At 70.7% G+C, this 25,883-nt stretch carries 25 protein-coding genes; 13 read left to right on the top strand and 12 right to left on the bottom strand.

All coding sequences use genetic code 11. The annotated features are described in order from the left end of the window. Positions 1-46: 46 nt before the first annotated feature. A complete protein-coding gene (locus ACQP2Y_RS05070; RefSeq protein ID WP_203773738.1) occupies positions 47-337 on the bottom strand; it encodes a chorismate mutase in 291 nt (96 codons plus the stop codon). Between the two features lie 229 nt (positions 338-566). Next, entirely contained in the window at positions 567-2,429 is a 1,863-nt protein-coding gene (locus tag ACQP2Y_RS05075; protein ID WP_433725001.1) for a bifunctional metallophosphatase/5'-nucleotidase, read from the bottom strand. A 162-nt stretch (positions 2,430-2,591) separates the two neighbouring features. Between ACQP2Y_RS05075 and pcrA the strand changes: the two genes are divergently transcribed. After that, positions 2,592-5,027 (top strand): DNA helicase PcrA, encoded by a 2,436-nt coding sequence (gene pcrA, locus ACQP2Y_RS05080; protein WP_433725003.1) that lies wholly within the window; start codon positions 2,592-2,594, stop codon positions 5,025-5,027. On the opposite strand, the gene ACQP2Y_RS05085 is transcribed toward pcrA, so the two are convergent. Together ACQP2Y_RS05085 and ACQP2Y_RS05090 are read right to left on the bottom strand one after the other, a co-directional pair. After that, the gene (locus ACQP2Y_RS05085) at positions 5,024-5,833 is read right to left on the bottom strand and encodes a M23 family metallopeptidase (RefSeq protein WP_433725005.1); all 810 of its coding nucleotides are present in this window, start codon (positions 5,831-5,833) and stop codon (positions 5,024-5,026) included. The genes pcrA and ACQP2Y_RS05085 overlap by 4 nt on opposite strands. A gap of 161 nt (positions 5,834-5,994) precedes the next feature. Then, positions 5,995-6,726, bottom strand: coding sequence for a M23 family metallopeptidase (locus ACQP2Y_RS05090; RefSeq protein ID WP_433725007.1), 732 nt, complete (start codon positions 6,724-6,726; stop codon positions 5,995-5,997). 437 nt (positions 6,727-7,163) lie between these two features. Here ACQP2Y_RS05090 and ACQP2Y_RS05095 point away from each other — a divergent pair, with 437 nt between their 5' ends. The 5 genes from ACQP2Y_RS05095 to ACQP2Y_RS05115 all read left to right on the top strand — a co-directional run bounded on the left by ACQP2Y_RS05095 (position 7,164) and on the right by ACQP2Y_RS05115 (position 12,371). Then, entirely contained in the window at positions 7,164-7,568 is a 405-nt protein-coding gene (locus ACQP2Y_RS05095) for a cobalamin B12-binding domain-containing protein (RefSeq protein ID WP_360821677.1), read from the top strand. Positions 7,569-7,794: 226 nt separating this feature from the next. Beyond that, on the top strand, positions 7,795-8,358 hold the full coding sequence (locus ACQP2Y_RS05100; RefSeq protein ID WP_433725009.1) for a hypothetical protein: 564 nt from the start codon (positions 7,795-7,797) through the stop codon (positions 8,356-8,358). Positions 8,359-8,555: 197 nt separating this feature from the next. Further along, the gene (gene sucC, locus ACQP2Y_RS05105; RefSeq protein ID WP_360556006.1) at positions 8,556-9,734 is read left to right on the top strand and encodes an ADP-forming succinate--CoA ligase subunit beta; all 1,179 of its coding nucleotides are present in this window, start codon (positions 8,556-8,558) and stop codon (positions 9,732-9,734) included. 4 nt (positions 9,735-9,738) lie between these two features. After that, entirely contained in the window at positions 9,739-10,620 is an 882-nt protein-coding gene (gene sucD, locus ACQP2Y_RS05110) for a succinate--CoA ligase subunit alpha (RefSeq protein ID WP_433725011.1), read from the top strand. 311 nt (positions 10,621-10,931) lie between these two features. Further along, positions 10,932-12,371 carry a cell division protein PerM gene (locus ACQP2Y_RS05115; RefSeq protein ID WP_433725013.1) on the top strand — a complete coding sequence of 480 codons (1,440 nt, stop codon included), beginning with the start codon at positions 10,932-10,934 and terminating at the stop codon, positions 12,369-12,371. Between the two features lie 75 nt (positions 12,372-12,446). On the opposite strand, the gene ACQP2Y_RS05120 is transcribed toward ACQP2Y_RS05115, so the two are convergent. Then, positions 12,447-12,719, bottom strand: coding sequence for a DUF4190 domain-containing protein (locus ACQP2Y_RS05120; RefSeq protein WP_433725015.1), 273 nt, complete (start codon positions 12,717-12,719; stop codon positions 12,447-12,449). 164 nt (positions 12,720-12,883) lie between these two features. On the opposite strand from ACQP2Y_RS05120, the gene purN reads away from it, so the two are divergent. From purN to mdh, 4 genes are all read left to right on the top strand, one after another. After that, on the top strand, positions 12,884-13,501 hold the full coding sequence (purN, locus tag ACQP2Y_RS05125) for a phosphoribosylglycinamide formyltransferase (RefSeq protein ID WP_360555999.1): 618 nt from the start codon (positions 12,884-12,886) through the stop codon (positions 13,499-13,501). After that, a complete protein-coding gene (gene purH / locus ACQP2Y_RS05130; protein ID WP_433725017.1) occupies positions 13,498-15,057 on the top strand; it encodes a bifunctional phosphoribosylaminoimidazolecarboxamide formyltransferase/IMP cyclohydrolase in 1,560 nt (519 codons plus the stop codon). Before purN ends, purH begins: the two co-directional genes overlap by 4 nt. Further along, complete coding sequence (locus tag ACQP2Y_RS05135; protein WP_433725019.1) at positions 15,057-15,650, top strand: pentapeptide repeat-containing protein; 594 nt, start codon at positions 15,057-15,059, stop codon at positions 15,648-15,650. Before purH ends, ACQP2Y_RS05135 begins: the two co-directional genes overlap by 1 nt. Positions 15,651-15,750: 100 nt before the next feature. Beyond that, the gene (gene mdh, locus ACQP2Y_RS05140) at positions 15,751-16,701 is read left to right on the top strand and encodes a malate dehydrogenase (RefSeq protein ID WP_433725021.1); all 951 of its coding nucleotides are present in this window, start codon (positions 15,751-15,753) and stop codon (positions 16,699-16,701) included. A gap of 46 nt (positions 16,702-16,747) precedes the next feature. Here the strand turns inward: mdh and ACQP2Y_RS05145 are convergent, their stop codons facing one another. Beyond that, on the bottom strand, positions 16,748-17,317 hold the full coding sequence (locus tag ACQP2Y_RS05145) for a Uma2 family endonuclease (protein WP_433725023.1): 570 nt from the start codon (positions 17,315-17,317) through the stop codon (positions 16,748-16,750). An 11-nt stretch (positions 17,318-17,328) separates the two neighbouring features. Continuing rightward, entirely contained in the window at positions 17,329-18,144 is an 816-nt protein-coding gene (locus ACQP2Y_RS05150; RefSeq protein WP_433725025.1) for an MBL fold metallo-hydrolase, read from the bottom strand. A gap of 128 nt (positions 18,145-18,272) precedes the next feature. Here ACQP2Y_RS05150 and ACQP2Y_RS05155 point away from each other — a divergent pair, with 128 nt between their 5' ends. Further along, complete coding sequence (locus tag ACQP2Y_RS05155) at positions 18,273-19,487, top strand: NADP-dependent isocitrate dehydrogenase (protein WP_433725027.1); 1,215 nt, start codon at positions 18,273-18,275, stop codon at positions 19,485-19,487. Positions 19,488-19,927: 440 nt separating this feature from the next. On the opposite strand, the gene ACQP2Y_RS05160 is transcribed toward ACQP2Y_RS05155, so the two are convergent. Beyond that, the gene (locus ACQP2Y_RS05160) at positions 19,928-20,566 is read right to left on the bottom strand and encodes an FMN-dependent NADH-azoreductase (RefSeq protein WP_433725029.1); all 639 of its coding nucleotides are present in this window, start codon (positions 20,564-20,566) and stop codon (positions 19,928-19,930) included. A 124-nt stretch (positions 20,567-20,690) separates the two neighbouring features. Between ACQP2Y_RS05160 and ACQP2Y_RS05165 the strand changes: the two genes are divergently transcribed. Beyond that, on the top strand, positions 20,691-21,200 hold the full coding sequence (locus ACQP2Y_RS05165) for a MarR family winged helix-turn-helix transcriptional regulator (protein WP_433725031.1): 510 nt from the start codon (positions 20,691-20,693) through the stop codon (positions 21,198-21,200). 2 nt (positions 21,201-21,202) lie between these two features. Here the strand turns inward: ACQP2Y_RS05165 and galT are convergent, their stop codons facing one another. The 4 genes from galT to ACQP2Y_RS05185 all read right to left on the bottom strand — a co-directional run bounded on the left by galT (position 21,203) and on the right by ACQP2Y_RS05185 (position 25,024). Continuing rightward, complete coding sequence (gene galT / locus ACQP2Y_RS05170; protein WP_433725033.1) at positions 21,203-22,294, bottom strand: galactose-1-phosphate uridylyltransferase; 1,092 nt, start codon at positions 22,292-22,294, stop codon at positions 21,203-21,205. Continuing rightward, a complete protein-coding gene (locus ACQP2Y_RS05175) occupies positions 22,291-23,067 on the bottom strand; it encodes a DeoR/GlpR family DNA-binding transcription regulator (protein WP_360555984.1) in 777 nt (258 codons plus the stop codon). The genes galT and ACQP2Y_RS05175 overlap by 4 nt, the downstream gene beginning before the upstream one ends. A gap of 92 nt (positions 23,068-23,159) precedes the next feature. Continuing rightward, entirely contained in the window at positions 23,160-24,074 is a 915-nt protein-coding gene (locus tag ACQP2Y_RS05180) for a glycosyltransferase family 2 protein (protein WP_433725035.1), read from the bottom strand. Then, positions 24,074-25,024 (bottom strand): sulfotransferase, encoded by a 951-nt coding sequence (locus ACQP2Y_RS05185; RefSeq protein WP_360555981.1) that lies wholly within the window; start codon positions 25,022-25,024, stop codon positions 24,074-24,076. Before ACQP2Y_RS05185 ends, ACQP2Y_RS05180 begins: the two co-directional genes overlap by 1 nt. Before the next feature lie 62 nt (positions 25,025-25,086). Here ACQP2Y_RS05185 and ACQP2Y_RS05190 point away from each other — a divergent pair, with 62 nt between their 5' ends. Further along, complete coding sequence (locus ACQP2Y_RS05190) at positions 25,087-25,869, top strand: WecB/TagA/CpsF family glycosyltransferase (RefSeq protein WP_433725037.1); 783 nt, start codon at positions 25,087-25,089, stop codon at positions 25,867-25,869. The last annotated feature ends 14 nt before the right edge of the window (positions 25,870-25,883 follow it).

Raw genomic sequence — 25,883 nt, forward strand, 5'->3', positions numbered from 1 at the left:
CGAGGGCTACGGCGGCGCGCTTCGTTGTGGGGGCACGCCCGCTTCGTCAGAGCGGTCCGCGGCCGGCCCGCAGCAGCAGCAACGCCACCTGGGTGCCGTCCGGGCCGAGCGCCTCGCGGAAACGCTCGACGATCTCCCGCTCGCGCGACAGGACCAGCCGCGTGCCGCCCGATGCCATCCGGGTGCGGCCGACGTGCTGGGACAGGCGGGAACGTTCCAGCCACAGGTCGATCAGGGCCTGGTCGATCTCGTCGATCCGCTCGCGGATCGCCTTGATCTCCTCCGCGGCGGGTTCGGCGCCGGCGCCGGTCTGCTGGTCCATCAGGTCTGCGCTCATGTCGTGCTCCTCGGGTGCTGACGTCCCGGTCGGCCCGGCCCGGGCAGCATCAAGCCCCGGGCTCGGGAGCCCGGGGCTTGATGTAGGTCTGTCGTTCAGACGCGTCCTACGGTCGCCGGAGCTCCGGGTCCGTAGTAAAAAAATCGCGCCTGCTGGATCACGAAGCGAGTATGTACCCGGCTCGGGCCGCTCCGCAAGGAAACGGCCCGAACCGTGGGACGCGGCCCGATCAGCCGATCTTGGTGATCCGGTTGGCCGGGCCCGGCGCGACCGGGGTGCCCGCGCCGAGGTAGCCGATCAGGGCGTCGACGTCGAAGCCCGGTGCCGTGGTGCGACCCGTGCCCAGCGTCAGGTTGGTGAAGCCGTCGCCGCCGTTGGCCAGGAAGTCGTTCGTGGTGACCTGGTAGTTGGCGGCCGGGTCGATCGGGGTGCCGTTGAGGACCAGTGCGCTCACCTTCGAGCCCGCCGGGGCAGTGCTGTCCCATGAGTAGGTGAAGCCCGCCGACACCTGCAGGATGCGCTGGGTGGTCTGCCCGCCGAAGCCGGCGAACTGCTGCTCCAGCACGTTCTTGAGCTGCGCGCCGGTGAGGGTCTGGGTGACCACCAGGTTGTTGAACGGCTGGACGGTGAACGCCTCGCCGTAGGTCACCTGGCCGGTGGCCTCGCCGCCGGCTGACGCCTCGGCGTCGAAGTCGGCCCGGATGCCGCCCGGGTTCATCAGCGCGATCTGCGCGTTGGCGCTGGTCTTCGTCCAGGCCAGCTGGGCGTCCGCGATCACGTCACCGAGCGCCGACTCGCCGTTGGCGCCCGCCGTACGGGTGATGTCGCCGGTGATGGTGCCGACGACCCGGTTGGCGATCGGGGCCACCGCGGTGCGGTACTTGTCCGCGACCTTCTTGGCATTCGGGTCAACCGTGGCCGGGTTCTTCAGGAAGACGCCGGCGGCGTCCTTGAGCCAGCCGCCCTTGCCGTCGGAGACGCCGTTCTCCACCACCACGTTCTTGGCGGTAATATCGGCGAACCGGCCGGTGCGCCGGTCGATCGCGTAGTCGATGTCGGTGATCAGCTGGCCGTTGGTGCCGGCGCTGGTCACCACCGAGGTGCCGGCGGAGTTCGGCAGCGTGCAGGTGTAGAAGCGGTGGGTGTGGCCGGAGACCACCAGGCGGAACTCGGGGTTGAGGCCCGCGACGATCGGCACGATGGGCCCGGAGAAGGCGTTGCAGTCCGAGACGCCGGGGACCGGGACCTGCTCGGAGACGTTCTGCTGGCCGCCCTGGTGCACGAGCAGCACCTGCGCCTTGACGCCGAACAGCTTGAGCAGGTCACCCCACTTGTTGGCGGTCTCGACCTCGTTGGCGAAGCGCACGTTCTGGATGCCGGCCGGGTTGACGATGCCGGCGGTGCCCTCCAGGGTGAGCCCGACGAAGCCGACCGGCACGCCGTTGACGAACTTGATGTCGATCGGCGGCAGGATCGGCAGGCCGGTCTTCTTGTTGATGGTGTTCGCCGCGAGGTAGGTGAAGTCGGCGCCACCGAAGCCGTCGCCGTCCTGGCAGCCGTCCTTGGGGTGACAGCCACCGCGCTGCATCCGGATCAGCTCGTCGACGCCCTCGTCGAACTCGTGGTTGCCCACCGAGCTGACCTGCAGGCCGACCTCGTTCATCAGCTCGATCGTCGGCTCGTCGTGGAAGGCGGCGCTGACCAGCGGCGTCGCGCCGATCAGGTCGCCGGCGCCGACGGTGAGGGTCTTGCGGCCCTCGGCGGCGGCGTCGGCGCGCAGCTTGCGCAGGTAGGTCGCGAGGTATTCGACGCCGCCGGCCGGAGTGCCGTTGACGACCGCGCCGCTGCCGGCGGGCGGGTCGATGGCGCCGTGGAAGTCGTTGTAGCTGAGGAACTGGCCCTTGACCGTCTTGCCGGACGGTCCGTAGGACACGCTGGCCGGGGCCATGCCCGGCAGGTACTGGGCGACGGGCGTGGTGGCCGGTGCTGCGTCGGGCTTCGTCGTCGGCAGGGTGGCGACGACGGCCAGAGCAAGGGCCGGTACGGCGAGATGACGCAGCACGGCCCAGCCGCGGCGGCGGGGGTGGTCCATAGTATTCGGTCTCCCGGTCGGGTTACGGAGCAACCAACGCCTGCCAGCCTGCTTTATCGACGCTGGTCAGCGCTACGGCTTGGGGATGACAGCTTGGTTGCGGCGCGGGGGTGCGGACTGCCTGGAAAGATTGTCGGGGGTGCGGCATAGACTTGTCCGGCGATGCGAGCCCTTCCGGAAAACTCCCAGCCCCTGTTTACGATGCCGCCTGTCCAGGAGGCGAAAACCCCTGGTCAGGAGGCCCCGCCCAGGCGGCAGCCGGTCCGGCGGACGGATCCGGAGACGCTGCTCGACGGGCTCAACGGGCCGCAGCGCGACGCGGTGACCCACGCCGGCTCACCACTGCTGATCGTCGCCGGTGCCGGTTCGGGCAAGACCCGGGTGCTGACCCACCGGATCGCCTACCTGCTGGCCGCGCGGGACGTGCATCCCGGCCAGATCATCGCGATCACCTTCACCAACAAGGCCGCCGGGGAGATGAAGGAGCGGGTCGCCGCCCTCGTCGGTCCCCGGGCCCGGCTGATGTGGGTGTCGACCTTCCACTCCGCCTGCGTACGCATCCTGCGGGCCGAGCACGAGCACGCCGGGCTGAAGAGCACCTTCTCCATCTACGACGCGGACGACTCGCGGCGGCTGATGCAGCTCGTCGCCCGCGAGCTCGACCTGGACCCGAAGCGCTACACGGCCCGCGGTCTGGCCGCCCAGGTGTCCAACCTGAAGAACGAGCTGGTCGAGCCCGAGGAGTTCAAGGACCGGGCGAAGGGGCCCAACGAGCGGGCCGTCGCCGAGGCGTACGTGCTGTATCAGCGCCGCCTCAAGGAGGCGCACGCCCTCGACTTCGACGACATCATCATGGCGACCGTGCACCTGTTGCAGTCGCACCCGCACGTCGCGGAGGCCTACCGCCGCCGCTTCCGGCACGTGATGGTCGACGAGTACCAGGACACCAACCACGCCCAGTACATGCTGGTCAAGGAGCTGGTCGGGCCGGCCGAGGGCGAGATCGAGCCGGCCGAGCTGTGTGTGGTGGGCGACGCCGACCAGTCGATCTACGCGTTCCGCGGCGCCACCATCCGCAACATCCTGGAGTTCGAGCGCGACTACCCGAACGCCCGCACGATCCTGCTGGAGCAGAACTACCGCTCCACCCAGACGATCCTGTCCGCGGCCAACGCGGTCATCGACCGCAACACCTCCCGCAAGCCCAAGCGGCTCTGGAGCGACCAGGGCGCCGGCGAGCAGATCGTCGGGTACGTCGCCGACACCGAGCACGCCGAGGCCGACTGGGTGGCCCGCGAGATCGACCGGCTGACCGACAACCACGAGGTCCGCCCGGGTGACGTGGCGGTCTTCTACCGCACCAACGCGCAGTCCCGTGTCTTCGAGGAGGTGTTCATCCGCGTCGGCCTGCCGTACAAGGTCGTCGGCGGGGTGCGCTTCTACGAGCGCAAGGAGGTCCGCGACGCGCTGGCCTACCTGCGCGCGGTGGTCAACGACGACGACACGGTCAGCATCCGCCGCGTGCTCAACACCCCCCGCCGTGGCATCGGCGACCGGGCGGAGGCGTGTGTGGAGGCACTGTCCACCCGCGACCGGATCTCGTTCGGCCAGGCCCTGCGCGGTGCGAAGAACGCCCCCGGCATCTCGACCCGCGCGGCCAACAGCATCGCCGACTTCGTCCAGCTCCTCGACGACCTGCGGGAGATGTCCCTGACCGCGCCGCCGGAGGAGGTGCTGGAGGCCGCGTTGCAGCGTTCCGGCCTGCTGACCGAGCTGGAGGAGAGCCTCGACCCGCAGGACCAGGGCCGGGTGGAGAACCTCCAGGAGCTCGTCAGCGTCGCCCGGGAGTACACCGAGCGGGTGGAGGCGCAGGCGGCGGAGGACGAGGACGCGCCCGCCGCGACGCTGGCCGGTTTCCTCGAGCAGGTGGCGCTGGTCGCCGACGCCGACCAGATCCCCAGTGACGATCCCGAGCACCAGGGCGTGGTCACTCTGATGACGCTGCACACCGCCAAGGGCCTCGAGTTCCCGGTGGTGTTCCTCACCGGTCTCGAGGACGGTGTCTTCCCGCACATGCGGGCCCTGGGGGACAACGCCGAGCTGGAGGAGGAGCGGCGGCTGGCGTACGTCGGCATCACCCGCGCCCGCCAGCGGCTCTACCTGTCCCGCGCGGTGACCCGGTCGGCGTGGGGCCAGCCGCAGTACAACCCGCCCTCACGGTTCACCGACGAGCTGCCCGGCGAGCTGGTGCGCTGGGAGCGTACGGCGGGGTCGTACACGTCGTGGTCGGGCACCGGCGGCGGTGTCGGCGGCCGTGGTGGCGGTGACCGCGGGCGGGGCGGCGGCTTCTCCGGCGGCACCCCGAAGGCGCAGCAGCTCGCCCAGCGCCTCGGCGTGGACGCGAGCAGGCTGACCACCGCGAGCGAGATGAAGCAGGCGCCCAAGGTGGCGGCCGGCGACCGGGTCAACCACCAGCGGTACGGCCTGGGCCGGGTGGTGACCGTGGACGGCCACGGTCCCGGCGCCCGGGCTCAGATCGACTTCGGCGACCAGGTCATGTGGCTGGTCCTGCGGCACGCCCCGATCGAGAAGATCTAGCTCGCGTCGGCCGGGGTGGCGCAGCCGGTGATGTCGACGCCGTGCTCGCGCATCCAGGCGGTCGGCTCGATCGGGTTCTGGTAGCTGCCCTGGTGCACCTCGAAGTGCAGGTGCGGGCCGGTGGAGTGACCGGTCGAGCCCTCATTGCCGATCTGGTCGCCGGCCGCGACCTGCTGACCGACGGTCGTGGTGATCACGGACATGTGCCCGTAGTGGGTGAGGTAGCCGTTGCCGTGGTCGATCAGCACGGCGTTGCCGTAGCCCTCGGCGGGTCCGGCGGCCACGACGACGCCCGCGCCCGCGGCCCGGATCGGGGTGCCGTCCGGCGCGGCCAGGTCGACGCCGGCGTGCAGACGGCCCCAGCGCGGGCCGAAGCAGGAGGTGGTCGCGCCTTCCGGCAGCGGGTTCACCCACAGCGGCAGCGGCTTTTCCTTGCGGGCCTGCGGGACGAACGGCACGCCCTCGTCCACGAGCTGGATGCCGGCTGCGACGGCGGACGGGGACGAGGCGACCGGGGTGGGCGTAGCCGTGGGGGGCGGCGAGAGCGTGGGCGTCGGGGCCGGGGCGGGCGTGCTGGGCGCCAGGGTTGCCTGTGCGGCGGCCGGGCGGGTCTTCGCAGGGGCCGGGGAGGACGACGCGCCGTCGGTCGCCGTCGTCAAACCTGCGACCCCCACGCCGGCCACCAGAGCCGCAGCCACGGCGTAACGGCCCTTCTCGGTGACCGGGGTGCTCGGAGCGCGGTGGCTGTGCAGCGGCGTCGTTCTGCGGTGGCGGCCGCGGACGTTCCGGTTCGCTCGATGCTGCACGCGGGGTGATCCTCCAGGTCTCGGTGTCCGACACCTGCCTGTCGGCACCGTCCTGCGGATCTTGAGGGCAGCGGGCCCAGTGCAACCGACCCGGTTGCGGGACGGTTGCGGACATGAGAAACCGCCGGACCAGCAGCGGTCCGGCGGTGGGTGGAGCGGGATCAGGAGGCGGCGAGGTCGCCGTACACCGACTCGATGCGGAGCTTGATGTCGACGCCGTGCTCGCGCAGAAAGACGATCGGGTCGGTCGGCGCGCCCTTGACGTGCACCTCGAGGTGCAGGTGGGTGCCGTACGAGTAGCCCGTGTTGCCGACCTCACCGATGACCTGGCCGGCCTTGACCTTGTCGCCGCTCTTCACCAGCAGCCGCCGGGAGTGGGCGTAGATCATCTCGGTGCCGTCGGAGTGCTTGACGGTGATCGCGTACCCATAGCCGCCCTGGTAGCCGGCGGAGGTCACCTCACCGGCGTGCACGGCCATGTACGGAGTGCCCTCGGGCGCCGCCAGGTCGATGCCGGCGTGCAGCTTGCCGAAACGGACGCCGTACGCGGAGGTGAACTGGTAGTCGTTCAGGGGGAGCAGCCAGGCCTCGGCCTCGGCCTGCTCCTCGGTGATCTTGGCGCTGCTCTCGCGGTCCTCGCCGCGGGAGGCGCGCTCACCCTCGGCGGTGCGCTCGGCCAGGGTGTTGTCGGCGGACGAGGCCGCTTCCAGATTTTGCAGGACCGTGGGGTTGACGGCCTTGGCGTCCGGGAGCTGCGAGGCGGCTCCCAGGGCGACCACTCCGGCGCCGACAAATGCCGACGTGACGACGACGGCATAGCGGCTGCGCGGAGGGGTGGGGACGCGGCGACGGCCGCGATAGCGGTCGGGCTCAGACGACAAGCGCTGACGCACGAACAACCCTCCGTCGGTGGCAAAGAGCGGCAGCCACCGGGCGGGGAACAGATGCTGAACGGTGGTTTGCCGAGCGGTCGGTCCGGCGTTAACCGGTTGACAGCCGTGGGCCACGGTAACGAAACGCAACGCCAGTCACAAGTCGCAGCGCCAATTCCCTGACAGTTAGCTGTCGGCATTAGGGCGCGAATGTCCGAGTTGGCGGCAATTTTGAGGCGAAAGAGTGTTGGCTCTCCGTAACTGCGCTTCTAACGCAAAGTCATGTGACGTGGAATACGTTAAATGGTGCTTGCGCGCGGTGTCCTGATGGTCTTGGTGCCGGCGGGTAGTACGGAGCGGCGGCTTCCTCGGTTCAACCGTGCCGGGTTACCGTTCGTTCAGGTGGCAGTTTCCTTCTCGGCCGGCAGTGCAGCCGGTGAGCGCCGAAGGGGTCGTAGATGCAAGCACGGATCAGGGTCGTCGTCGCCAAACCAGGGCTGGACGGCCACGACAGGGGCGCGAAGGTAGTGGCACGCGCGCTGCGGGACGCCGGTATGGAGGTCGTCTACACGGGCCTGCACCAGACGCCCGAGCAGATCGTCGAGACCGCCATCCAGGAGGACGCGGACGCCATCGGGCTGTCGGTGCTCTCCGGGGCGCACATGACGCTGTTCCGGCGAGTGCTGGAACTGCTCGCGGAACGTGATGCGGCCGACATCGTGGTATTCGGCGGCGGCATCATTCCGGCCGACGACATAACCGAGCTCGAGAAGCTGGGCGTGGCCCATATCTTCACGCCGGGCGCGACGACCGCATCCATCATCGAATGGGTACGCGCCAATGTGGCCACGCCAGTGGCGTGACCAGACAACCGCAAAGAGTCAATAAGAAGTAAGGGAGAGGCCGGACGCACCCCTCACACGTCCGGCCTCTCTATGCACGATGCCCCGCCGCCACCCCTCGACCGACAGGGCATCGGCCGCTCTCGTCATCGCTCAGCGCTCCGACATCACACTCAACGACGCCCCCGAACCGGGGTTACGCGACTTGGGACGACTTTTTCGCGCGGTCCGCGTAGCCTCTCGCACCGTGCAGCCCTACCCCGTGGTCCCGCGCATCCCCGAGGACCAGCCGTTCATCGTCCGGCCCAGCGTCCGCAAGCGCGTCCTGGTCTTCGGCGGCTTCGTCCTGGCCCTGATGGCCTTCCTCGGCTGCGTGCTCGGCCTCGGCGCGATCGGCTCCGACAACGGCCCCGCCCTGCTGGTGCTCTGGCTGGTCATCAGCGCCGTCTTCGCGGGCCTGTTCGGCCTGCAGATCTGGCTGCTCGCCGGCGGCGGCCCGGTGCTCGCGGTCGGGCCCGCCGGCCTGTGGATCAAAACCCGGCCGAGCCGGGGCCAGGCCATCTGGCTGCCCTGGGAGGCGATCGGCATGATCTCCCGGCGGCGCTGGAGCCTGGAGAAGATGCTCTGCGTGGCGCCCCGCGACCCCCGGGCCGAGCAGAAGCTGGGCGCGTTCACCGCCTTCGACTCCATGGTCACCCAGGCCGCGTTCGGCACCGGCTTCACCGCGACGCTCAACTACGCCGACAAGAGCGAGCAGGAGATCCTGCAGGCCGTCGCCTACTTCGCGGCGGGACGCGTGCCGCTGACGTAGCCCGGCCGGCTGTGTGGTCTTGCACACCGTGCACCCGCGGCGGCGCACCCGGTGGTGAGGTGGCTAGGCTGCGAAATGAGGCCTCAGGGCCGACATTTCTCTCACGCTGGCGGCGACGCAACGACGCGCCGCGGACATCAGGTCGGGACGCGGGTACGCGGCTTGCCGGGGCAAGCGTCGCGAGCGAAAGGAGACACGTGGACCTGTTCGAGTATCAGGGGCGCGACCTGTTCGAACGGCACGGGCTGCCCGTGCTGGGCGGCGGCGTCGCCGAGACCCCGCAGGAGGCCCGCGCGATCGCCGAGCGACTCGGCGGCAAGGTCGTGGTCAAGGCGCAGGTGAAGGTCGGCGGCCGCGGCAAGGCCGGCGGCGTCAAGCTCGCCGACGGCGCGGACGAGGCCGAGGCCCGCGCGACGGACATCCTCGGAATGGACATCAAGGGCCACACCGTGCACAAGGTGATGCTCGCGGAGACCGCGGACATCAAGGAGGAGTACTACTTCTCCTACCTGCTCGACCGGGCCAACCGCACCTTCCTCTGCATCGCCTCCGTGGCCGGCGGCATGGAGATCGAGACGGTCGCCGAGGAGGACCCGGAGCGGGTCGCCAAGATCGCGATCGACGCCAACGAGGGTGTCACCGAGGCCAAGGCGCGCGAGATCGTCACCGCCGCCAAGTTCCCGGCCGAGGTCGCCGAGCCGATCGTCGACATCGCGGTGAAGCTCTGGCAGGCCTTCGTGGCCGAGGACGCGACGCTGGTCGAGGTCAACCCGCTGGCCAAGGTCGGCGACGGCCGGGTGCTGCTGCTGGACGCGAAGATCACCCTGGACGAGAACGCCGGCTTCCGGCACCCCGACCACGAGGCGCTGATCGACCAGTCCGCGGTCGACCCGCTGGAGCAGGCGGCCAAGGCCAAGAACCTCAACTACGTCAAGCTCGACGGCGAGGTCGGGATCATCGGCAACGGCGCCGGCCTGGTCATGTCGACGCTCGACGTGGTCGCGTACGCGGGCGAGGGGCACGGCGGCGTCAAGCCGGCCAACTTCCTCGACATCGGCGGCGGCGCCAGCGCCCAGGTCATGGCCAACGGCCTGGAGATCGTGCTGGGCGACCCGGCGGTCAAGTCGGTCTTCGTGAACGTCTTCGGTGGCATCACCGCCTGCGACGAGGTCGCCAACGGCATCATCCAGGCCCTCGCCCTGCTCGGTGAGCGCGGCGAGGCCGTCACCAAGCCGCTCGTGGTCCGCCTCGACGGCAACAACGCCGAGGCCGGCCGGGCGATCCTGGACCAGGCGAACAACCCGCTGGTGCAGCGGGTGGACACGATGGACGGTGCGGCCGAGCGCGCCGCCGAGCTCGCAGCTGCGGGGAAGTGACGACATGGCTATCTGGCTCACCAAGGACTCCAAGGTCATCGTCCAGGGCATGACCGGCGCGGAGGGCTCCAAGCACACCCGCCGGATGCTCGCCGCGGGCACCAACGTGGTCGGCGGTGTCAACCCGCGCAAGGCCGGCACGACCGTGGACTTCGACGGCACCTCGCTGCCGGTCTTCGCGTCCGTCGGCGAGGCGATCAAGGAGACCGGCGCTGACGTGTCGGTCATCTTCGTGCCGCCGGCGTTCACCAAGGGTGCGGTGCTCGAGGCGATCGACGCCGAGATCCCGCTGGCCGTCGTGATCACCGAGGGCGTGCCGGTGCAGGACTCGGCCGCCTTCTGGGCGCACAACATCGCCCAGGGCCAGAAGACCCGGATCATCGGCCCGAACTGCCCCGGCATCGCCTCGCCGGGCGCCTCCAACGCCGGCATCATCCCGGCCGACATCACCCCGGGCGGGCGCATCGGCCTGGTCAGCAAGAGCGGCACGCTGACCTACCAGCTCATGTACGAGCTGCGCGACATCGGCTTCTCCACCGCGGTCGGCATCGGCGGCGACCCGATCATCGGCACCACCCACATCGACGCGCTCAAGGCCTTCCAGGAGGACCCGGAGACCGACGCGATCGTGATGATCGGTGAGATCGGCGGCGACGCCGAGGAGCGCGCGGCCGAGTTCATCAAGGCCAATGTGACCAAGCCGGTCGTCGGCTACATCGCCGGCTTCACCGCCCCGGTCGGCAAGACCATGGGCCACGCCGGCGCGATCATCTCCGGCTCGGCCGGCACCGCCGACGCCAAGAAGGAGGCCCTCGAGGCCGCCGGCGTCAAGGTCGGCAAGACCCCGAGCGAGACCGCGCGGCTCATGCGCGAGGTCATGAGCTGACATTGGTACGGCCACAGGCGCGCCGCGGCCCGGACGGTTCACGTCCGGACCGCGGCGCGTCGCTGTGTCCGGCGACTTTCCGCCGCGCCCGGCCTCGGCAACCGTCCTCGGCGGCGGGCCACCTCCCGCGTACGGGTCGCGATGCGTACCTTATGGCGCGGATTGCGGCCCCGGGAGCGGTTGTTTCGGGTGGTTTGCCGGCACCCAGGTCCGCACAGGCGTTCGGATGTGGGGCTTTCCGGCGGTCGATGTGCGGCGCGTCGCCGTTTCTGCGTCGCCGCAGGCCGTCCGGCGTGGAAAAGTAGGCCGCGATGCCGACCACCCCCGACCGTCGCGACGGTCGACCCGCCGGCTCGGAGGACCAGTTCGAGGCCGCCGAGGCCGTTCACCTTGCCGCCCGCGAGACGGTCACGGTGCGCCCGTCGGCACCCGAGCGCCCCACCGTCCGGGTCGACCCGGGCGACCGCGCCACCGTGCGGATCGATCGGGGCAACCACCAGACGGTCAAGCTCCCCGGCCAGCGCCGCCCGCCGCCCGGCCCGGGTCGCGCCCCACTGCCGGTGGCAGCCGCCTTCGCGACCTGCTGGGCCGCCCTGGTGTCGTACGTGCCGGTGGCCGCGGTCATCGGCATGGCCCGCACGCTCGAAGGTCAGGGTGGCCTGGGCGGCGCCGCGCACGCCGGGCTGGCCGGCTGGCTGCTCGGCCACGGCGTCCCGATCGGCACCTCGATCGGCCCCCTAGGCCTGGCGCCGCTGCTGCTCACCCTGCTGGCCGGCTGGCGCCTCAACCGCGCCGGCCTGCACGTCATCCGCGCCATCGGCGCCCGCCGCAGCGGCTCACCCCGGGTCGCCCTGCTGGTCGCCGGCATGATCGGCATCTGGTACGCGCTGCTGGGCGCCCTGGCGGCGGTGCTCGTCAACGGCAAGGGCACCGAGGTGTCCGCGGGCCGGGCGGCGTTCCACTTCTTCCTCGCCGGGCTGGTGTTCTCCCTGATCGGCACGCTGCGCAGCACCGACGCGCTGGTCGTGACGGCCCGCCGCATCCCACCGGCGCTGCGCCACGGCCTGCGCACGGGCGTCGTGGCGGCGCTGCTGGTGCTGGCGGCCGGGGCGGCCTTCGCGGGCCTGTCGGTGGCGGTCGGCGGGGGACAGGCGGCCGACATGATCTCGGCGTACCGGACCGGGGTGGCCGGGCAGGCCGGGATCACGCTGGTCAGCCTGGCGTACGGGGCCAACGGCGTGATCTGGTCGGCGGCGTACCTGCTGGGGCCCGGTTTTCTGCTGGGCGCCGACTCCGCCGTACGGGTGACCGAAGTGACCCTCGGCCCGCTGCCGACCGTGCCGCTGCTGGCCGGCCTGCCGAACGGCCCGATGGGCGCGAGTGGCGCGGCGCTGCTGGCGGTGCCCGTGCTGGCGGCGATGGCGGCCGGCTGGCTGCTGACCCGGCGGCTGGTGAACCTGCATCACGTGGTCGACGCGCACCTGGTGCACGGGCGCACCCCGGGCGAGCCGGCGCCGGTCGAGCCGAGCTGGTCACTGGTGCTCGGCGCGGCGGCCCTGTCCGGTCCGGTGGCGGGTCTGGTGCTGGGCCTGCTGTCGTGGATGTCGGGCGGGTCGCTGGGCGACGGACGGCTCTCCGAGATCGGCCCGGTCCCGTGGCACGTCGCCCTGATCGCGACGATGGTGGTCACGGTCTCGGCCTGCATCGGCGCGGCGGCGGGCCGCGCGTTCCGCGCTCCGGCCCGCGGCTGAGCCGGCTTCCGGCGGATGCGCGAAGGGCGCCCCGGCCGTGGCCGGGACGCCCTTGCGGTGGTGCCGCTCAGATCGTCAGGAGTTCGACGACATGAGGTCGCCCAGCGCGCCGGTGGCGGCCAGGATGATGTTGATGATCAGCGCCAGCACGATGACACCGAAGGTCACGTAGGCGAGCGTGGGCTTCTTGCCGACCTTGCGGGCCTCGAGCAGGCTCAGCACGCCGAAGACGATGCCGAGGGGCCAGCAGCAGAAGGCGAAGACGATGCCGAGGACGCCCCAGAGCGTCACCTTGTCGTTGCCCGGCGCTGCGGGCGGCTGCTGACCGTAGTAGGGCGGTGGCGTCACGGGCGAATCCTCCAGATAAATCCGCGCAATGCGGTGATGTGCAAACCGGGCGCACGTGGACCATCACGTGAGCGGCCCGCAGCCTAACCGATGATCAGCGGTTTCCGCTGTCCTCGAAACGACCCGTTTGCCGTCGTCAGCGGCCACGACGATAGGGTGCTCGGGTGACAGACCCCGCGCCCGCCCGCCTGGTCGTCCTCGTCTCCGGCTCCGGCAGCAACCTGCAGGCCCTCCTCGACGCCGCCGCGGATCCCGCGTACGGCGCGAAGGTCGTGGCCGTCGGCGCCGACCGGGACGGCATCGCCGGACTCGACCGTGCGGCCGCCGCCGGTGTGCCGACGTTCGTCGACTCCGTCAAGGCCTACCCGACCCGTGACGACTGGGACGCCGCCCTGACCGCCCACGTGGCCGAGCACAAGCCCGACCTGGTCATCTCGGCCGGCTTCCTCAAGCTGGTCGGCCGGGACTTCCTGGCCGCCTTCGGAGACCGCTACGTCAACACCCACAACGCGCTGCTGCCGTCGTTCCCGGGCATCCACGGCCCGCGCGACGCCCTCGCCTACGGCGTCAAGATCGCCGGGGCGACGCTGTTCTTCGTCGACGCCGGTGTCGACACCGGCCCGATCATCGCCCAGGTCAGCGTGCCCGTGCTCGACGACGACACGGAAGAGACGCTGACCGAGCGGATCAAGGAAGCCGAGCGCCGCCAGCTGGTCGAGTACGTCGGCCGCCTGGTGCGCGAAGGCTGGACCATCACGGACAGGAAGGTCTCCATCCCATGACCGTCGAGGACGGCCGCCGGCCGATCAAGCGGGCCCTGCTGAGCGTGTACGACAAGACCGGCCTGGTCGAGCTCGCGCAGGCCCTGCACGCCGCCGGGGTGCAGGTCGTCTCCACCGGCTCCACCGCGTCGACCGTCGAGGCCGCCGGGGTCCCGGTGACCCGGGTCGAGGAGCTGACCGGCTTCCCGGAGACGCTGGACGGCCGGGTCAAGACGCTGCACCCCAAGGTGCACGCGGGCCTGCTCGCCGACCTGCGGCTGGAGACCCACGCCGCGCAGCTGTCCGAGCTGGCCATCGAGCCGTTCGACCTGCTGGTCAGCAATCTGTACCCGTTCACCGAGACCGTGGCGTCCGGCGCGACCGTGGACGAGTGCGTCGAGCAGATCGACATCGGCGGGCCCGCGATGGTCCGTGCGGCGGCCAAGAACCACCCGTCCGTGGCGGTGGTGACGGCCGTGGCGGCGTACCCGTTGATTTTGGACGCCCTGCGCGACGGCGGTTTCACGCTGACGCAGCGCAAGCTGCTCGCTGCTCGCGCCTTCGCCGACATCGCCGAGTACGACGTGGCGGTGGCCAACTGGTGCGCGACGACCCTGGCGCCTTCGGAGTGGCCGGAGTTCGCCGGGCTCGCGCTCAAGCGCGAGAGCGCGCTGCGCTACGGCGAGAACCCGCACCAGCAGGCCGCGCTCTACCTCGACCCGAACGCGCCCGCCGGGCTGGCCCAGGCCGTGCAGCTGCACGGCAAGGAGATGTCCTACAACAACTACGTCGACGCGGACGCCGCCTGGCGCTCGGCGAACGACTTCGCCGAGCCGTGCGTGGCGATCATCAAGCACGCCAACCCGTGCGGCATCGCGGTCGGCGCCGACGTCGCCGAGGCGCACCGCAAGGCGCACGCCTGCGACCCGGTGTCGGCGTTCGGCGGGGTCATCGCGGTCAACCGGCAGGTGACCGTGGAGCTGGCCAAGCAGCTCGACGGCATCTTCACCGAGGTGATCGTCGCGCCGTCGTTCACCGAGGAGGCGCTCGCGGTCTTCCGCGAGAAGAAGAACCTGCGCGTGCTCGTGGCGCCGGCCTGGAACCCGCCGCCCGCGGAGATCAAGCAGATCGGCGGCGGCGTGCTGGTGCAGATGTCCGACCGCATCGACGCCGAGGGCGACGACCCGGCGGGCTGGACGCTGGCCACCGGCGAGGCCGCCACCGCCGAGGAGCTCGCGGATCTGGCCTTCGCCTGGCGGGCGATCCGCTCGGTGAAGAGCAACGCGATCCTGCTCGCCCACGACGGCGCGACCGTCGGCGTGGGCATGGGCCAGGTCAACCGGGTCGACTCGGCGCACCTCGCGGTGAACCGGGCCGGCGCGGACCGGGCCAAGGGCAGCGTGGCCGCGTCCGACGCGTTCTTCCCGTTCCCGGACGGCCTCGAGGTGCTGATCGCCGCCGGCGTCAAGGCGGTCGTGCAGCCGGGTGGCTCCATCCGCGACAACCTGGTCATCGAGGCGGCCGACAAGGCCGGGATGACCGTCTACCTGACCGGAACCCGGCACTTCTACCACTGATGGACGTCGTCCGGAACGAGACGTTCGCGGGCCAGGACTGGGCCCTCGCCGAGGTGGAACGCGCACACTACGAGGACTGCGCGTTCCACGACGTCGACTGGTCCGAGGCGAAGCTGACCGGGTGCACGTTCACGCACTGCGAGTTCGGCAACGTGCGCTTCAACGCCGCCGAGCTGAACGCCTGCGCGATCACCCAGTCGGTGCTGCGGCGCTGCTCGTTCTTCGACGCCACCGTGACCGGTTGCAAGCTCACCGGCTCGCAGTTCCTCGACTGTGGACTGCGGCCGCTGACCATCGACGGCGGTGACTGGGGTTTCGTCTCGCTGCGCGGGCAGAACCTCACCGCCGCCAAGCTCGGCGGGCTGCGGCTGCGGGAGGCCGACCTCACCGGCGCCGACCTGACCCGGGCCGACCTGCGCGGCGCCGACCTGTCGCACGCCCGGCTCAAGGACGCCGTCCTGAAGGGCACCGACCTGCGCGGCGCCGACCTCGACGGGGTCGCGCTGCACGGCCTCCGGCTGGACGGCACCAAGATCGACATGGCCCAGGCGGTGCAGTTCGCGACCGCGTACGGCGCCAAGGTCAGCGCCTGAACAGTGGTTTACCTCGCCCCGGGCGGCCCTGCCCGGTAATGCGCCGTTAACCGACTGATACGGTCCGGAAAAAGCGTCCCGCCGACTGGGAGTGAGAGACATGGGCAAGAAGGTCACCGTCGTAGGCGCCGGTTTCTACGGGTCCACGACCGCACAGCGTCTGGCCGAGTACGACATCTTCGAGACCGTGGTGCTCACCGACATCGTCGAGGGCAAGCCCGAGGGCCTCGCGCTCGACCTGAACCAGTCCCGCCCGATCGAGGGCTTCGAGACCAAGGTCGTCGGCGCCACCACCGGCCCCAACGGCGAGGGCTACGAGGCCATCGAGGGCTCCGACGTCGTCGTGATCACCGCGGGCCTGCCCCGCAAGCCCGGCATGAGCCGGATGGACCTGCTCGGCGTCAACGCCAAGATCGTCCGCCAGGTGGCCGAGAACGTCGCCAAGTACGCCCCCAACGCCGTCGTCATCGTGGTGTCGAACCCGCTGGACGAGATGACCGCGCTGGCTCAGATCGCCACCCAGTTCCCCAAGAACCGGGTGCTCGGCCAGGCCGGCATGCTGGACTCGGCCCGCTTCACCAACAACGTGGCCGAGGAGCTGAAGGTCCCGGTGAGCAGCGTCAAGACGCTGACGCTGGGCTCGCACGGCGACACCATGGTGCCGGTGCCGTCGAAGTCCACGGTCAACGGCAAGCCGGTCGCCGAGCTGCTCCCGGCCGACAAGGTCGAGGAGCTGGTGACCCGCACCCGCAACGGCGGCGCCGAGGTCGTGGCGCTGCTCAAGACCGGCTCGGCGTACTACGCCCCGTCGGCCGCCGCGGCCCGGATGGCCCGCGCTGTCGCGGAGGACTCCGGCGCGGTCATGCCGGTCTGCGCGTGGGTCGACGGCGAGTACGGCATCTCCGGCGTCTACCTCGGCGTCGAGGCCGAGATCGGCGCGCAGGGTGTGAAGCGGGTCGTCGAGACCGACCTCACCGAGAGCGAGCTGGCCGGCCTCAAGGAGGCCGCCGAGGCCGTCCGCGCCAAGCAGGCGGACGTCGCTTCGCTCTGATAATTGTCAGAAAGGCCGGGGCCGTGTGCCCCGGCCTTTCCCATGTTCAGAAGTTGCGGGGGCGCAACGCGGCGATCGGGATCTCGAGTGGCCACGGGCTCGCGACGCTGATCACGTCGGTGAAGGACCCCGACGGTTCGTACGTCCCCGCCTCGCGGTTGAGCTGGTGCGTCTGCACGGTGATGCCGCCGTCGGTCTCGATCAGCCAGAAGTTCGGAATGCCGGCCTTCGCGTACAGGGCCGGCTTGAGCACTCGGTCCACGCTCTGCGAGCCCGGCGACACGATCTCCACCGCCAGCACGACCTCGTCCGCCATGAAGCTGCCGGCGCGCCGGCGGGCCGCCTCGAACGTGGTGACCAGCACGTCCGGGATGAACATCCGGCGCGTGCTGAGCTCCACATCATTGGCCTGACTCACGAAGAGGTCGTCCGGGCACGTCTGCTCGAGCGCGACACCGAGACGCATGGCGATGACCTGGTGGACGCTGGTCGGCAGCGGATACACGTGCAGCGACCCATCGACCAGTTCGCGGCGTGCGCCGTCGTCGGGTATGACGGCGAGGTCGGCGACTGTCCAGCCTTCTTCGGGCGGAAGCCCATTCAGCGGTGTAGTCACGGCGAAGCTCCTCAGCGTCCGTTGGGGGCAGCGGAGCTCGACGCCAGATACGGCTGACCCAGGTGCGACACCGCCAGCCACGAGCCACGGGTCGCGGCCGCGGTGAGCGCCTCCTCCCGGCTCTTGCGGGCGAGCTGCGCGTCCATGTCGTGCCCGTACGCGAGGGCCGGATCCACCAGCTGCACCGCGTGCACCAGCAGGTCCCCGGTCACCAGCACCGACTCGCCGTCGCCGGAGATCAGCACCGACTGGTGTCCCGGGGTGTGCCCGGGCGTGGAGAGGATCCGTACGCCCGCGCTCAGCTCGGTGTCACCCTCGACCACCTGTAACCGCCCCTGGTCCCGTAGCGGCCGCAGCAGCGCGTCCTGCTGGCGCGCGGCTGCGAAGGCCTCGACCTCCGCGCGCTGCACGATCACGCGGGCGTTCGTGAACGGCGAGTCCGCCGGGACGGCCCAGCCGATGTGATCGGTGTGCAGGTGGGTCAGCACGACCGCCTCGACGGCCGCGGCCTCGATCCCCGCCGCGGCCAGTTCGTCCGGCAGGTGCCCGGGTACGGGAGCCCAGTCGGCGGCGAGTGAGTGGGCCGGCCCGATCCCTGCGTCGACGAGGGTGACCGGGCCGCTGTCGCCGTACCGGATCGCGAAGCTCCGGAAGCGCAACCACCAGCGGCCGTCCGCGGTCCGCGCACCCGGATCGCGCTCGTCGGCCGCGGCCCACTGCTCGGCCGTGGCGTCCGGCAGCGCGTCCTCGCGCTGGTCGAAATGCGGGCCCTCGGCGTCCTGCAACGCGATGACGGTGAGCGGGCCGATCTTCCGGAGGGCAGACATCCCGCCATTCTGGCGGCGCGGGCCGGCTCGTGCGAGAGGGTTAGGGCGAGGCCGGGAGGCGATCTTCCACCGACCTGCAGTACGCTCGTACTGCTAGAAGCACGTGTCCCGGAGAGGAGCGCCGGTCGATGGCGAAGATCAAGGTCAACAACCCGGTCGTGGAGCTCGACGGCGACGAGATGACCCGGATCATCTGGAAGCAGATCCGCGAGCAGCTGGTGCTGCCGTACCTCGACGTCAACCTCGAGTACTACGACCTGTCGATCCAGTACCGCGACGAGACCGACGACCAGGTGACCATCGACGCGGCCAACGCGATCAAGCGGCACGGTGTCGGCGTCAAGTGCGCGACGATCACCCCGGACGAGGCCCGCGTCGAGGAGTTCGGCCTCAAGAAGATGTGGCGGTCGCCCAACGGCACGATCCGCAATATCCTCGGCGGCGTCGTCTTCCGCGAGCCGATCATCATGTCGAACGTACCCAGGCTGGTGCCGGGCTGGACCAAGCCGATCATCATCGGCCGGCACGCCCACGGCGACCAGTACAAGGCCACCGACTTCGTGGTGCCGAGCGCGGGCAAGCTGACCGTCACGTTCACGCCCGAGGACGGCTCCGCGCCGATGGAGTTCCACGTCGCGGACTACCCCGGCGGCGGCGTCGCGATGGCGATGTACAACTACGACGACTCGATCCGCGACTTCGCCCGCGCCTCGTTCCGGTACGGCCTGGCCCGCAACTACCCGGTCTACCTGTCGACGAAGAACACGATCCTCAAGGCGTACGACGGCCGGTTCAAGGACCTGTTCGCCGAGATCTTCGAGACCGAGTTCGCCGACCAGTTCAAGGCGGCCGGCCTCACCTACGAGCACCGCCTCATCGACGACATGGTGGCCGCCGCCATGAAGTGGGAGGGCGGCTACGTCTGGGCCTGCAAGAACTACGACGGTGACGTGCAGTCCGACACCGTGGCGCAGGGCTTCGGCTCGCTCGGCCTGATGACCTCCGTGCTGATGACCCCGGACGGCCAGACCGTCGAGGCGGAAGCCGCGCACGGCACGGTCACCCGGCACTACCGGCAGTGGCAGAAGGGCGAGAAGACCTCGACCAACCCGATCGCCTCGATCTTCGCCTGGACCGGCGGCCTCAAGCACCGCGGTCTGCTCGACAGCACCCCGGCGGTCACCGAGTTCGCTGAGACGCTGGAGAAGGTCTGCGTGGAGACGGTCGAGGGCGGTCAGATGACCAAGGACCTCGCGCTGCTCATCTCGCGGGACGCACCCTGGCTGACCACGGACGAGTTCATGAACGCCTTGGACGAGAACCTGGCTCGCAAGCTCGCCTGATCCCGTACGCCGTAAGCACGAAGGCCGCCGCGCAGTTGCCGGCGGCCTTTTTGCGCGGTATTAAGCTCGCAAAACGGATGTTTAGGACGGGTTTTTTAGGGTAGGCGGCGTAACTCCAGGGAAGGCCGGTCGTTTTCCTGGATAGAACGGATGACGGTCGCGTCGCGCTTTCGGTCGCCCGCCGGTCCGGCCGCCTTGTCCCGGGCGCCGACCGGTTCTGGAAGCAGCGCGCGATCAGTGGGCTGACGCCCGCCGTCCCTTCCCCGCGGGGGGCCTCGTCCCAGGCCCCCCGCGCCCTGCTTAATGGCCTCGCTCCGCTCGGCTGGCACTTCGCCCTAAGGCGGTCGGTGTCGAGGACACCAAAACAGGCCACGGCAAAAGGCGCCTAGCCTGTTTTGGCGCCCTCGACACCGACGGGCGAAGTGCGACTTTGGGTGCGGTTACTTCACGCCGAAGGCGCGGCCGGCTTCGGTGGCGGCGCTGAGGGCTTGTTGGTGGAGTTGGGTTGCCAGGTCTCGGAGGGGGGCCAGGGCTGGGTTTACGGCGGCGAGGGTCAGTTCGCGTTCTACGACTGTGAGGGTTGCGCCCCACTGTTCGGTGAGCATGCGGTTGAGGTACGGGGTTGAGTAGTCCCAGCCGTGTTTGGGGGTGCCCGGGCCGTAGGCGCCGCCGCGGACGGTGGCCAGGACGACCGGCTTGCCCGGGATCAGGCCTTCGGGGGCGCGTACGCGGGGGTCCGTCATGATCAGGTCGAACCAGGTCTTGAAGTGCTGGGACACGCCCCAGTTGTAGAGGGGCACGGCCAGCAGCACCGCGTCCGCGTTGACCAGTTCGTCGGTGAGGGTGGTGGCCAGTTTCACCGCGTTCGCCTGCTCGGCGGTGTGCTGCTCGGGCGGGACGAAGCCGGCGCCCACCGCGTGCCCCCAGGCGTCGGCGGGCAGCACGTCGACGCCGATGTGCCGCCGCTCGACCTGGTCGCCCGGGTGTGCGGCCAGCCACTCCTGCTCGACGAGGTCGGCGATCTCGCGGCTCGCCGAGCCCTCGACCCGGATGCTGGCGTCCAGCCGGAACAACGTCATGGTTCGTCCCCTTTGTTGAGTATGACTTCACGCTTGAAGTCAACGATGGCTCGCTTCAAGCGTGAAGTCAACCGTGAAGTGACGTACGTCAAGTTCGCTGATCAAGGCCGGTAGGCTGCATGCCGTGGAAGGCCGGAATGAACCCCAATGGCTGTCGAGCGACGAGAGCGACGCCTGGCTCGCCCTGTCCTGGCTCATGTTCCGGCTGCCGAGCGCGTTCGACGCCCAGCTCCAGCGGGACAACGGCATCTCGTTCTTCGAATACCTGGTGCTCGCGGGCCTGTCCATGTCGCCCCGCCGGCGCCTGCGGATGAGCGAGCTGGCCCAGTTCGTGAACGGCTCGCTGTCCCGGCTGTCCAACGTGGTCAAGCGCCTGGAGCAGCGGGGCTGGGTCTTCCGCGAGCCCAGCGCCGAGAACGGCCGGTTCGTCGAGGCGGTGCTCACTGACACCGGCTGGGACATGGTGGTGGAGGCCGCGCCCGGCCACGTGGCGGCGGTCCGGCGCTACGTCTTCGACGCGCTGCGCCCCGAGCAGGTGGCCGAGCTGCGCGACATCGGCCGCCAGGTGGCCCGGCAGGTCGCCCCCGACCACAACTGGCCGCCGAGCGCCCCGCGCAACATCGTGGCCGACTGAGGCTAGAGCGCCTCGCGCAGACGCTGGGCGGCCGCTTCCGGGACGATGTCGTTGACGAAGGCGCCCATCGCCGACTCCGAGCCGGCCAGGTACTTCAGCTTGTCCGCCGCCCGGCGGATGCTGAACAGCTGGAGGTGCAGGTAACCCAGCTCGCGGCCCTCACCGACCACCGCCTGGTGCCAGGCCGAGATGTAGGGCATCGGCTTGCCGAAGAGCGCGTCGAAGCGGCGCAGCACGTCCAGGTACAGCGGCGCGAAGGCGTCACGTTCCTCGTCGCTCAGGGCCGGGATGTCGGCGACCTGGCGGTGCGGGGCCAGCTGCACCTCGTACGGCCAGCGGGCCGCCGCCGGGACGTAGGCCGTCCAGTGCTCGTTGGACGCCACCACGCGGACCTGGGCCTTCTGCTCCGCGGCCAGCACGTCGGCGTACAGGTTGCGGCCGCCGGTGTGCTCGGCGTGCTTGCGCGCCGCCCGCAGCATGGCCTCGGTGCGCGGCGGCACCGTCGGGTACGCGTAGATCTGCCCGTGCGGGTGGCTCAGCGTCACACCGATCTCGATGCCGCGGTTCTCGAACGGGAACACCTGGGCGATGCCCGGCAGCGCCGACATCTCGGTCGTCCGGTCGGCCAGCGCGTCGAGCACCGTGCGGACCCGGGCCGGCGGCAGCGTGCCGAAGGAGCTGTTGTGGTCGCTGGTGAAGCAGACCACCTCGGTGCGCCCGATGCCCGGCCGGACCGGGACCATGTCGGTCAGCGCGGTGATCTCGTCCGGCTTGACCCGGTCGCTGAACGACGGGAACTGGTTTTCGAACACCACCACGTCGTAGTCCGGCGCGGGGATCTCGCTGGCGAACTCCGGCGTCGACGGGCACAGCGGGCACTTGTCGCTCGGCGGCAGGAAGGTGCGGGTCTGCCGGTGCGCCGCGACCGCCACCCACTCGTCGACCAGCGGGTCGTACCGCAGCTGGGAGGTCGGCGGCGGGGGCGGCAGGTGCCGGGTGTCCGGCCACTTGGCCCGGTCCGCGTCCGGGGTCTCGTCGAAGTAGATGAGCTCGCGGCCGTCGGAGAGCCGGATCGCAGTCCTCTGGGAGATCATTGGGCGCTTACCACCATCAGCTCGTTCACCTGTTCCACCAGGACCGCACGTGCGGCCTCGTCCAGTTGGTCATCCGTGATCACCACGTCGGCGCGGTCCAGCGGCACGATCGAGGAGATGCCCACGGTGCCCCACTTGGTGTGGTCGGCCAGCACCACGAGCCGCTCGGCCGCCTCCACCAGCGCCCGGTTGACGTCGGCCTCCATGAGGTTCGGCGTCGTGTAGCCGGCCCGCTCGCTCATCCCGTGCACGCCCAGGAACAGCATGTCCAGGTGCAGGGTGCCGATCGCGGCGACCGCCACCGGCCCGACCAGGGCGTCCGAGGGAGTGCGGGTGCCGCCGGTCAGGACCACGGTCTGATCCGGGCGCCCGGCGCGGTAGAAGACGTCGGCGACCGGGATGGAGTTGGTCACCACGGTGAGTGCCGGCACGTCGACGAGCCGCTGGGCCAGGCCCGCGGTCGTGGTGCCGGCGGACAGCGCGATGGCGTCACCAGGGGAGACCAGGGCGGCGGCGCGCATGGCCATCGCGGCCTTCTCAGCGCGCTGGCGCACCGACTTGGCTGCGAAGCCGGGCTCGTGGGCCGAACCGGGGCTCACCGTGGTCGCGCCGCCGTGTACCTTCGCCAGCAGGCCGCGGTCGGCCAGGGTCTCCAGGTCGCGGCGGATCGTCATGTCGGAGACGCCGTACTCGTTGGCCAGCTCGCTGACGCGGACGCCGCCGGCGGCCCGGACCCGGTCCAGGATCGCCGCCTGACGCTGCTGCGCGAGCATCAGCACTCACCGTCGCTACGACGGGATAACCGCACGAATTCGAACACGTGCGAACACTACCCGCTGAGCGGGTGTGCGCAAAAGGTGGTGTGTCAGATACCTCGGCCCCGCTTGTGCAGCGCCGACAGCACGTTCTCCACCTTCACCGCGCCGGTCATGGCCGCGAGGGCGATCGCCGTCCGCGGCTCCTTCCAGTTGGCGCGGACCGCCTCCTTGCTGAACTGCCACGCCTGACTCCGGTTGCCGGTCGCGGCCGACCAGCACGCGAGCTGACCGTAGACGCGGGCCGCGCCCGGGCCGCAGCCGCTGATCTCCGGGTGGCGTTGCATCATCCAGCGCAGCGACGAGATCTTGGTGGCGTACTCGTAGGCGTAGTGCGAGGTGCGGCCCCACAGGACCCGGACCAGCGGCTCGTCCAGGTGCACGATCGGCGCGCGGCGGGCCGCCCGCAGCAGCATGTCCCAGTCCTCGTTCTGGCTGCCCGGCGCGTCCTCGGCGACCAGCCCGATCGCCGACTCGGCCAGCGCGTCCCGGCGGATCAGGAACGACGACGAGTGCAGCATCGCCATCCGGGAACGGGCCAGCTCGTCGACCGTCACCCGGCTGCGCCCGGCCAGCCGCGGGGTGGTCCGGCCCTCGTACTCGACCTCGATCGCGCAGGTCGCCATCTCGGAGTCGGGCTCGGCCACCAGGGCGGCCACCTGACGGCGCAGCTTGTCCGGCGCCCACTGGTCGTCGTCGTCGCAGAAGGCCACGAACTCGCTGTCCAGCGCCAGAATGCCGGTGTTGCGGGCGCCGGCCAGCCCGGAGGTGCGCCAGTTCGTCAGCACCAGCACCTGGACGCCGTCGGTGGAGGCGAGCAGGTAGTCGGGCTCGGTCTGGTCGTAGACCACCACGATCTTCAGCTCACCCGGGTAACGCTGGGCGCGTACCCCGGCGATGGCCTTGCGGAGCAGTTCGGGACGGTTGCGGGTGGGGATCACGACACCGACGGACGGCCAGTTCATCACGCCTCCTGGGGCACTTCTGCGGGGTTGAGCGGGTAGCCGTACGCGCGCAGCATCGGGGCGCACACCGCGCCGACCAGCCGGCGCTGGCCGCTGGGCAGTGCGCGTACCCAGGCGTCGTCGCGGCGGAGCGGCAGCCGGCCGACGCTGAAGCGCATCGGGTTGCCGGCCGCGCTGTGGCCGACCCGGAGGTCGGCGTAGCCGTCGCCGAGGAAGCCGAGGTCGGCGTCGGAGACCGGGACACCGGCGTACTCGGCGAGTTCGCGCAGCGCGGCCCGCGGGTCGGTGAGGAACTGCTCGTAGCGGATCCGGCGGACCGGCACGCCGCGGCGCGAGAGCAGCCCGAAGGCCGCGTTGTGCGCGTTCCACAGCAGGGCCGAACGGCCGGGGGAGTAGCGCGTCATCTCCTCGCTGCCGTCCGTCTCCGGCCGGGCGACGGTCTTGGTCCACGAGTACGCGACCCCGCGCGCGTCCCGCACCACGTGCACGACCCGCAGATCGACGTCGTCGGCCCAGCGCAGCACGTGCGCCAGGGCGCTGTGCTTGGAGGAGTCGACGACCACCTGGGCCCCGGACACCGCCGCGGCCGCCGAGTAGACCCGGGCGTAGAAGCTCGCGTACTCGCGGACGTCGGCGCGCTGGGCCGGCGGCAACTGGGCGCCGGCCAGGCGGGGGATGTGCCGGGTGCGCTCGACGACGTCGCGCAGCGCGTGCACCCGCTCGACGTCCACATTGCCCCAGTGGCCGAAGGCGCGTTCGCCGACGCGCTTCCAGAACGTGCAGGCCGAGAAGCGGGCGCCGCAGCCGCAGCGCTCGTCGTCGCGGATGTCGCGCTGCCAGAGGTGGACGATCTCGCCGAGCGAGCACACGGAGGGCAGCTCGCCGAGGAGGCGCTCGACGAGCGTCGTTCCGCTTCGTCCCAATCCACCCAAATAAAGAACCCGTGCCACTTTGGCCCACCTTCGCTCGTTTCGCTCCTATAACGAGCGAACAAGGGTGAAGGAGGCGTCGCATGACGATCGAGGCATTCGACCGGGTGCATCTGGACGGCACGGGATTCGACCGGATCACCGAGGAGGAGGTGGTGGCCGTCGTCCGCGAGGCCATCGATGCGGGCCGGGGCGGCCGGATCCTGACCCCGAACGTCGACATCCTGCGCCAGGCCCAGGTGGACAGCGAGGTCCGTGGTTACCTCGACGACGCCGACCTGGTGGTCGCCGACGGCATGCCGCTGGTCTGGGCCAGCAAGCTCAGCGGCACCCCGCTGCCGGAACGCGTCGCGGGCAGCAGCCTGATCTGGTCGCTGTCGCGCGGCCTGGCCCACGACCGCCGATCGATCTTCGTCGTCGGCGGCACACCGGCGGCCGACGGGACCAAGGACGGTGCCACCCGGGCGGCCGACCGCCTGGCGGGTGAGTGCCCGGGGCTGCGGATCGCCGGGACGCTCTGCCCGCCGTACGGCTTCGAGCGCGACGAGGAGTCCTTCGCCGACCTCTGCCGCAAGGTGGCCGGGGCGGAACCCGACCTGGTCTTCGTCGGCCTGGGCTTCCCGAAGCAGGAGGGCGTGATCACCCGGCTGCGGGCCGAGCTGCCGCGGGCCTGGTTCATCGGCTGCGGCGCGGCGGTCAACTTCGTGGCCGGCGACGTCGAGCGGGCGCCGCGCTGGATGCAGAAGACCGGTCTGGAGTGGGCCCACCGGCTGGGGACCGACCCGGGGCGGCTGGCCGGGCGCTACCTCAAGCACGACGCCCCGTACGCGATGCGGCTGCTGGCCGGCGCCGCCGCCCGCCGATGACCCGGACACACCCG

Source organism: Actinoplanes sp. CA-051413 (genome assembly GCF_050955795.1).
Classification (GTDB): Bacteria; Actinomycetota; Actinomycetes; order Mycobacteriales; family Micromonosporaceae; genus Actinoplanes.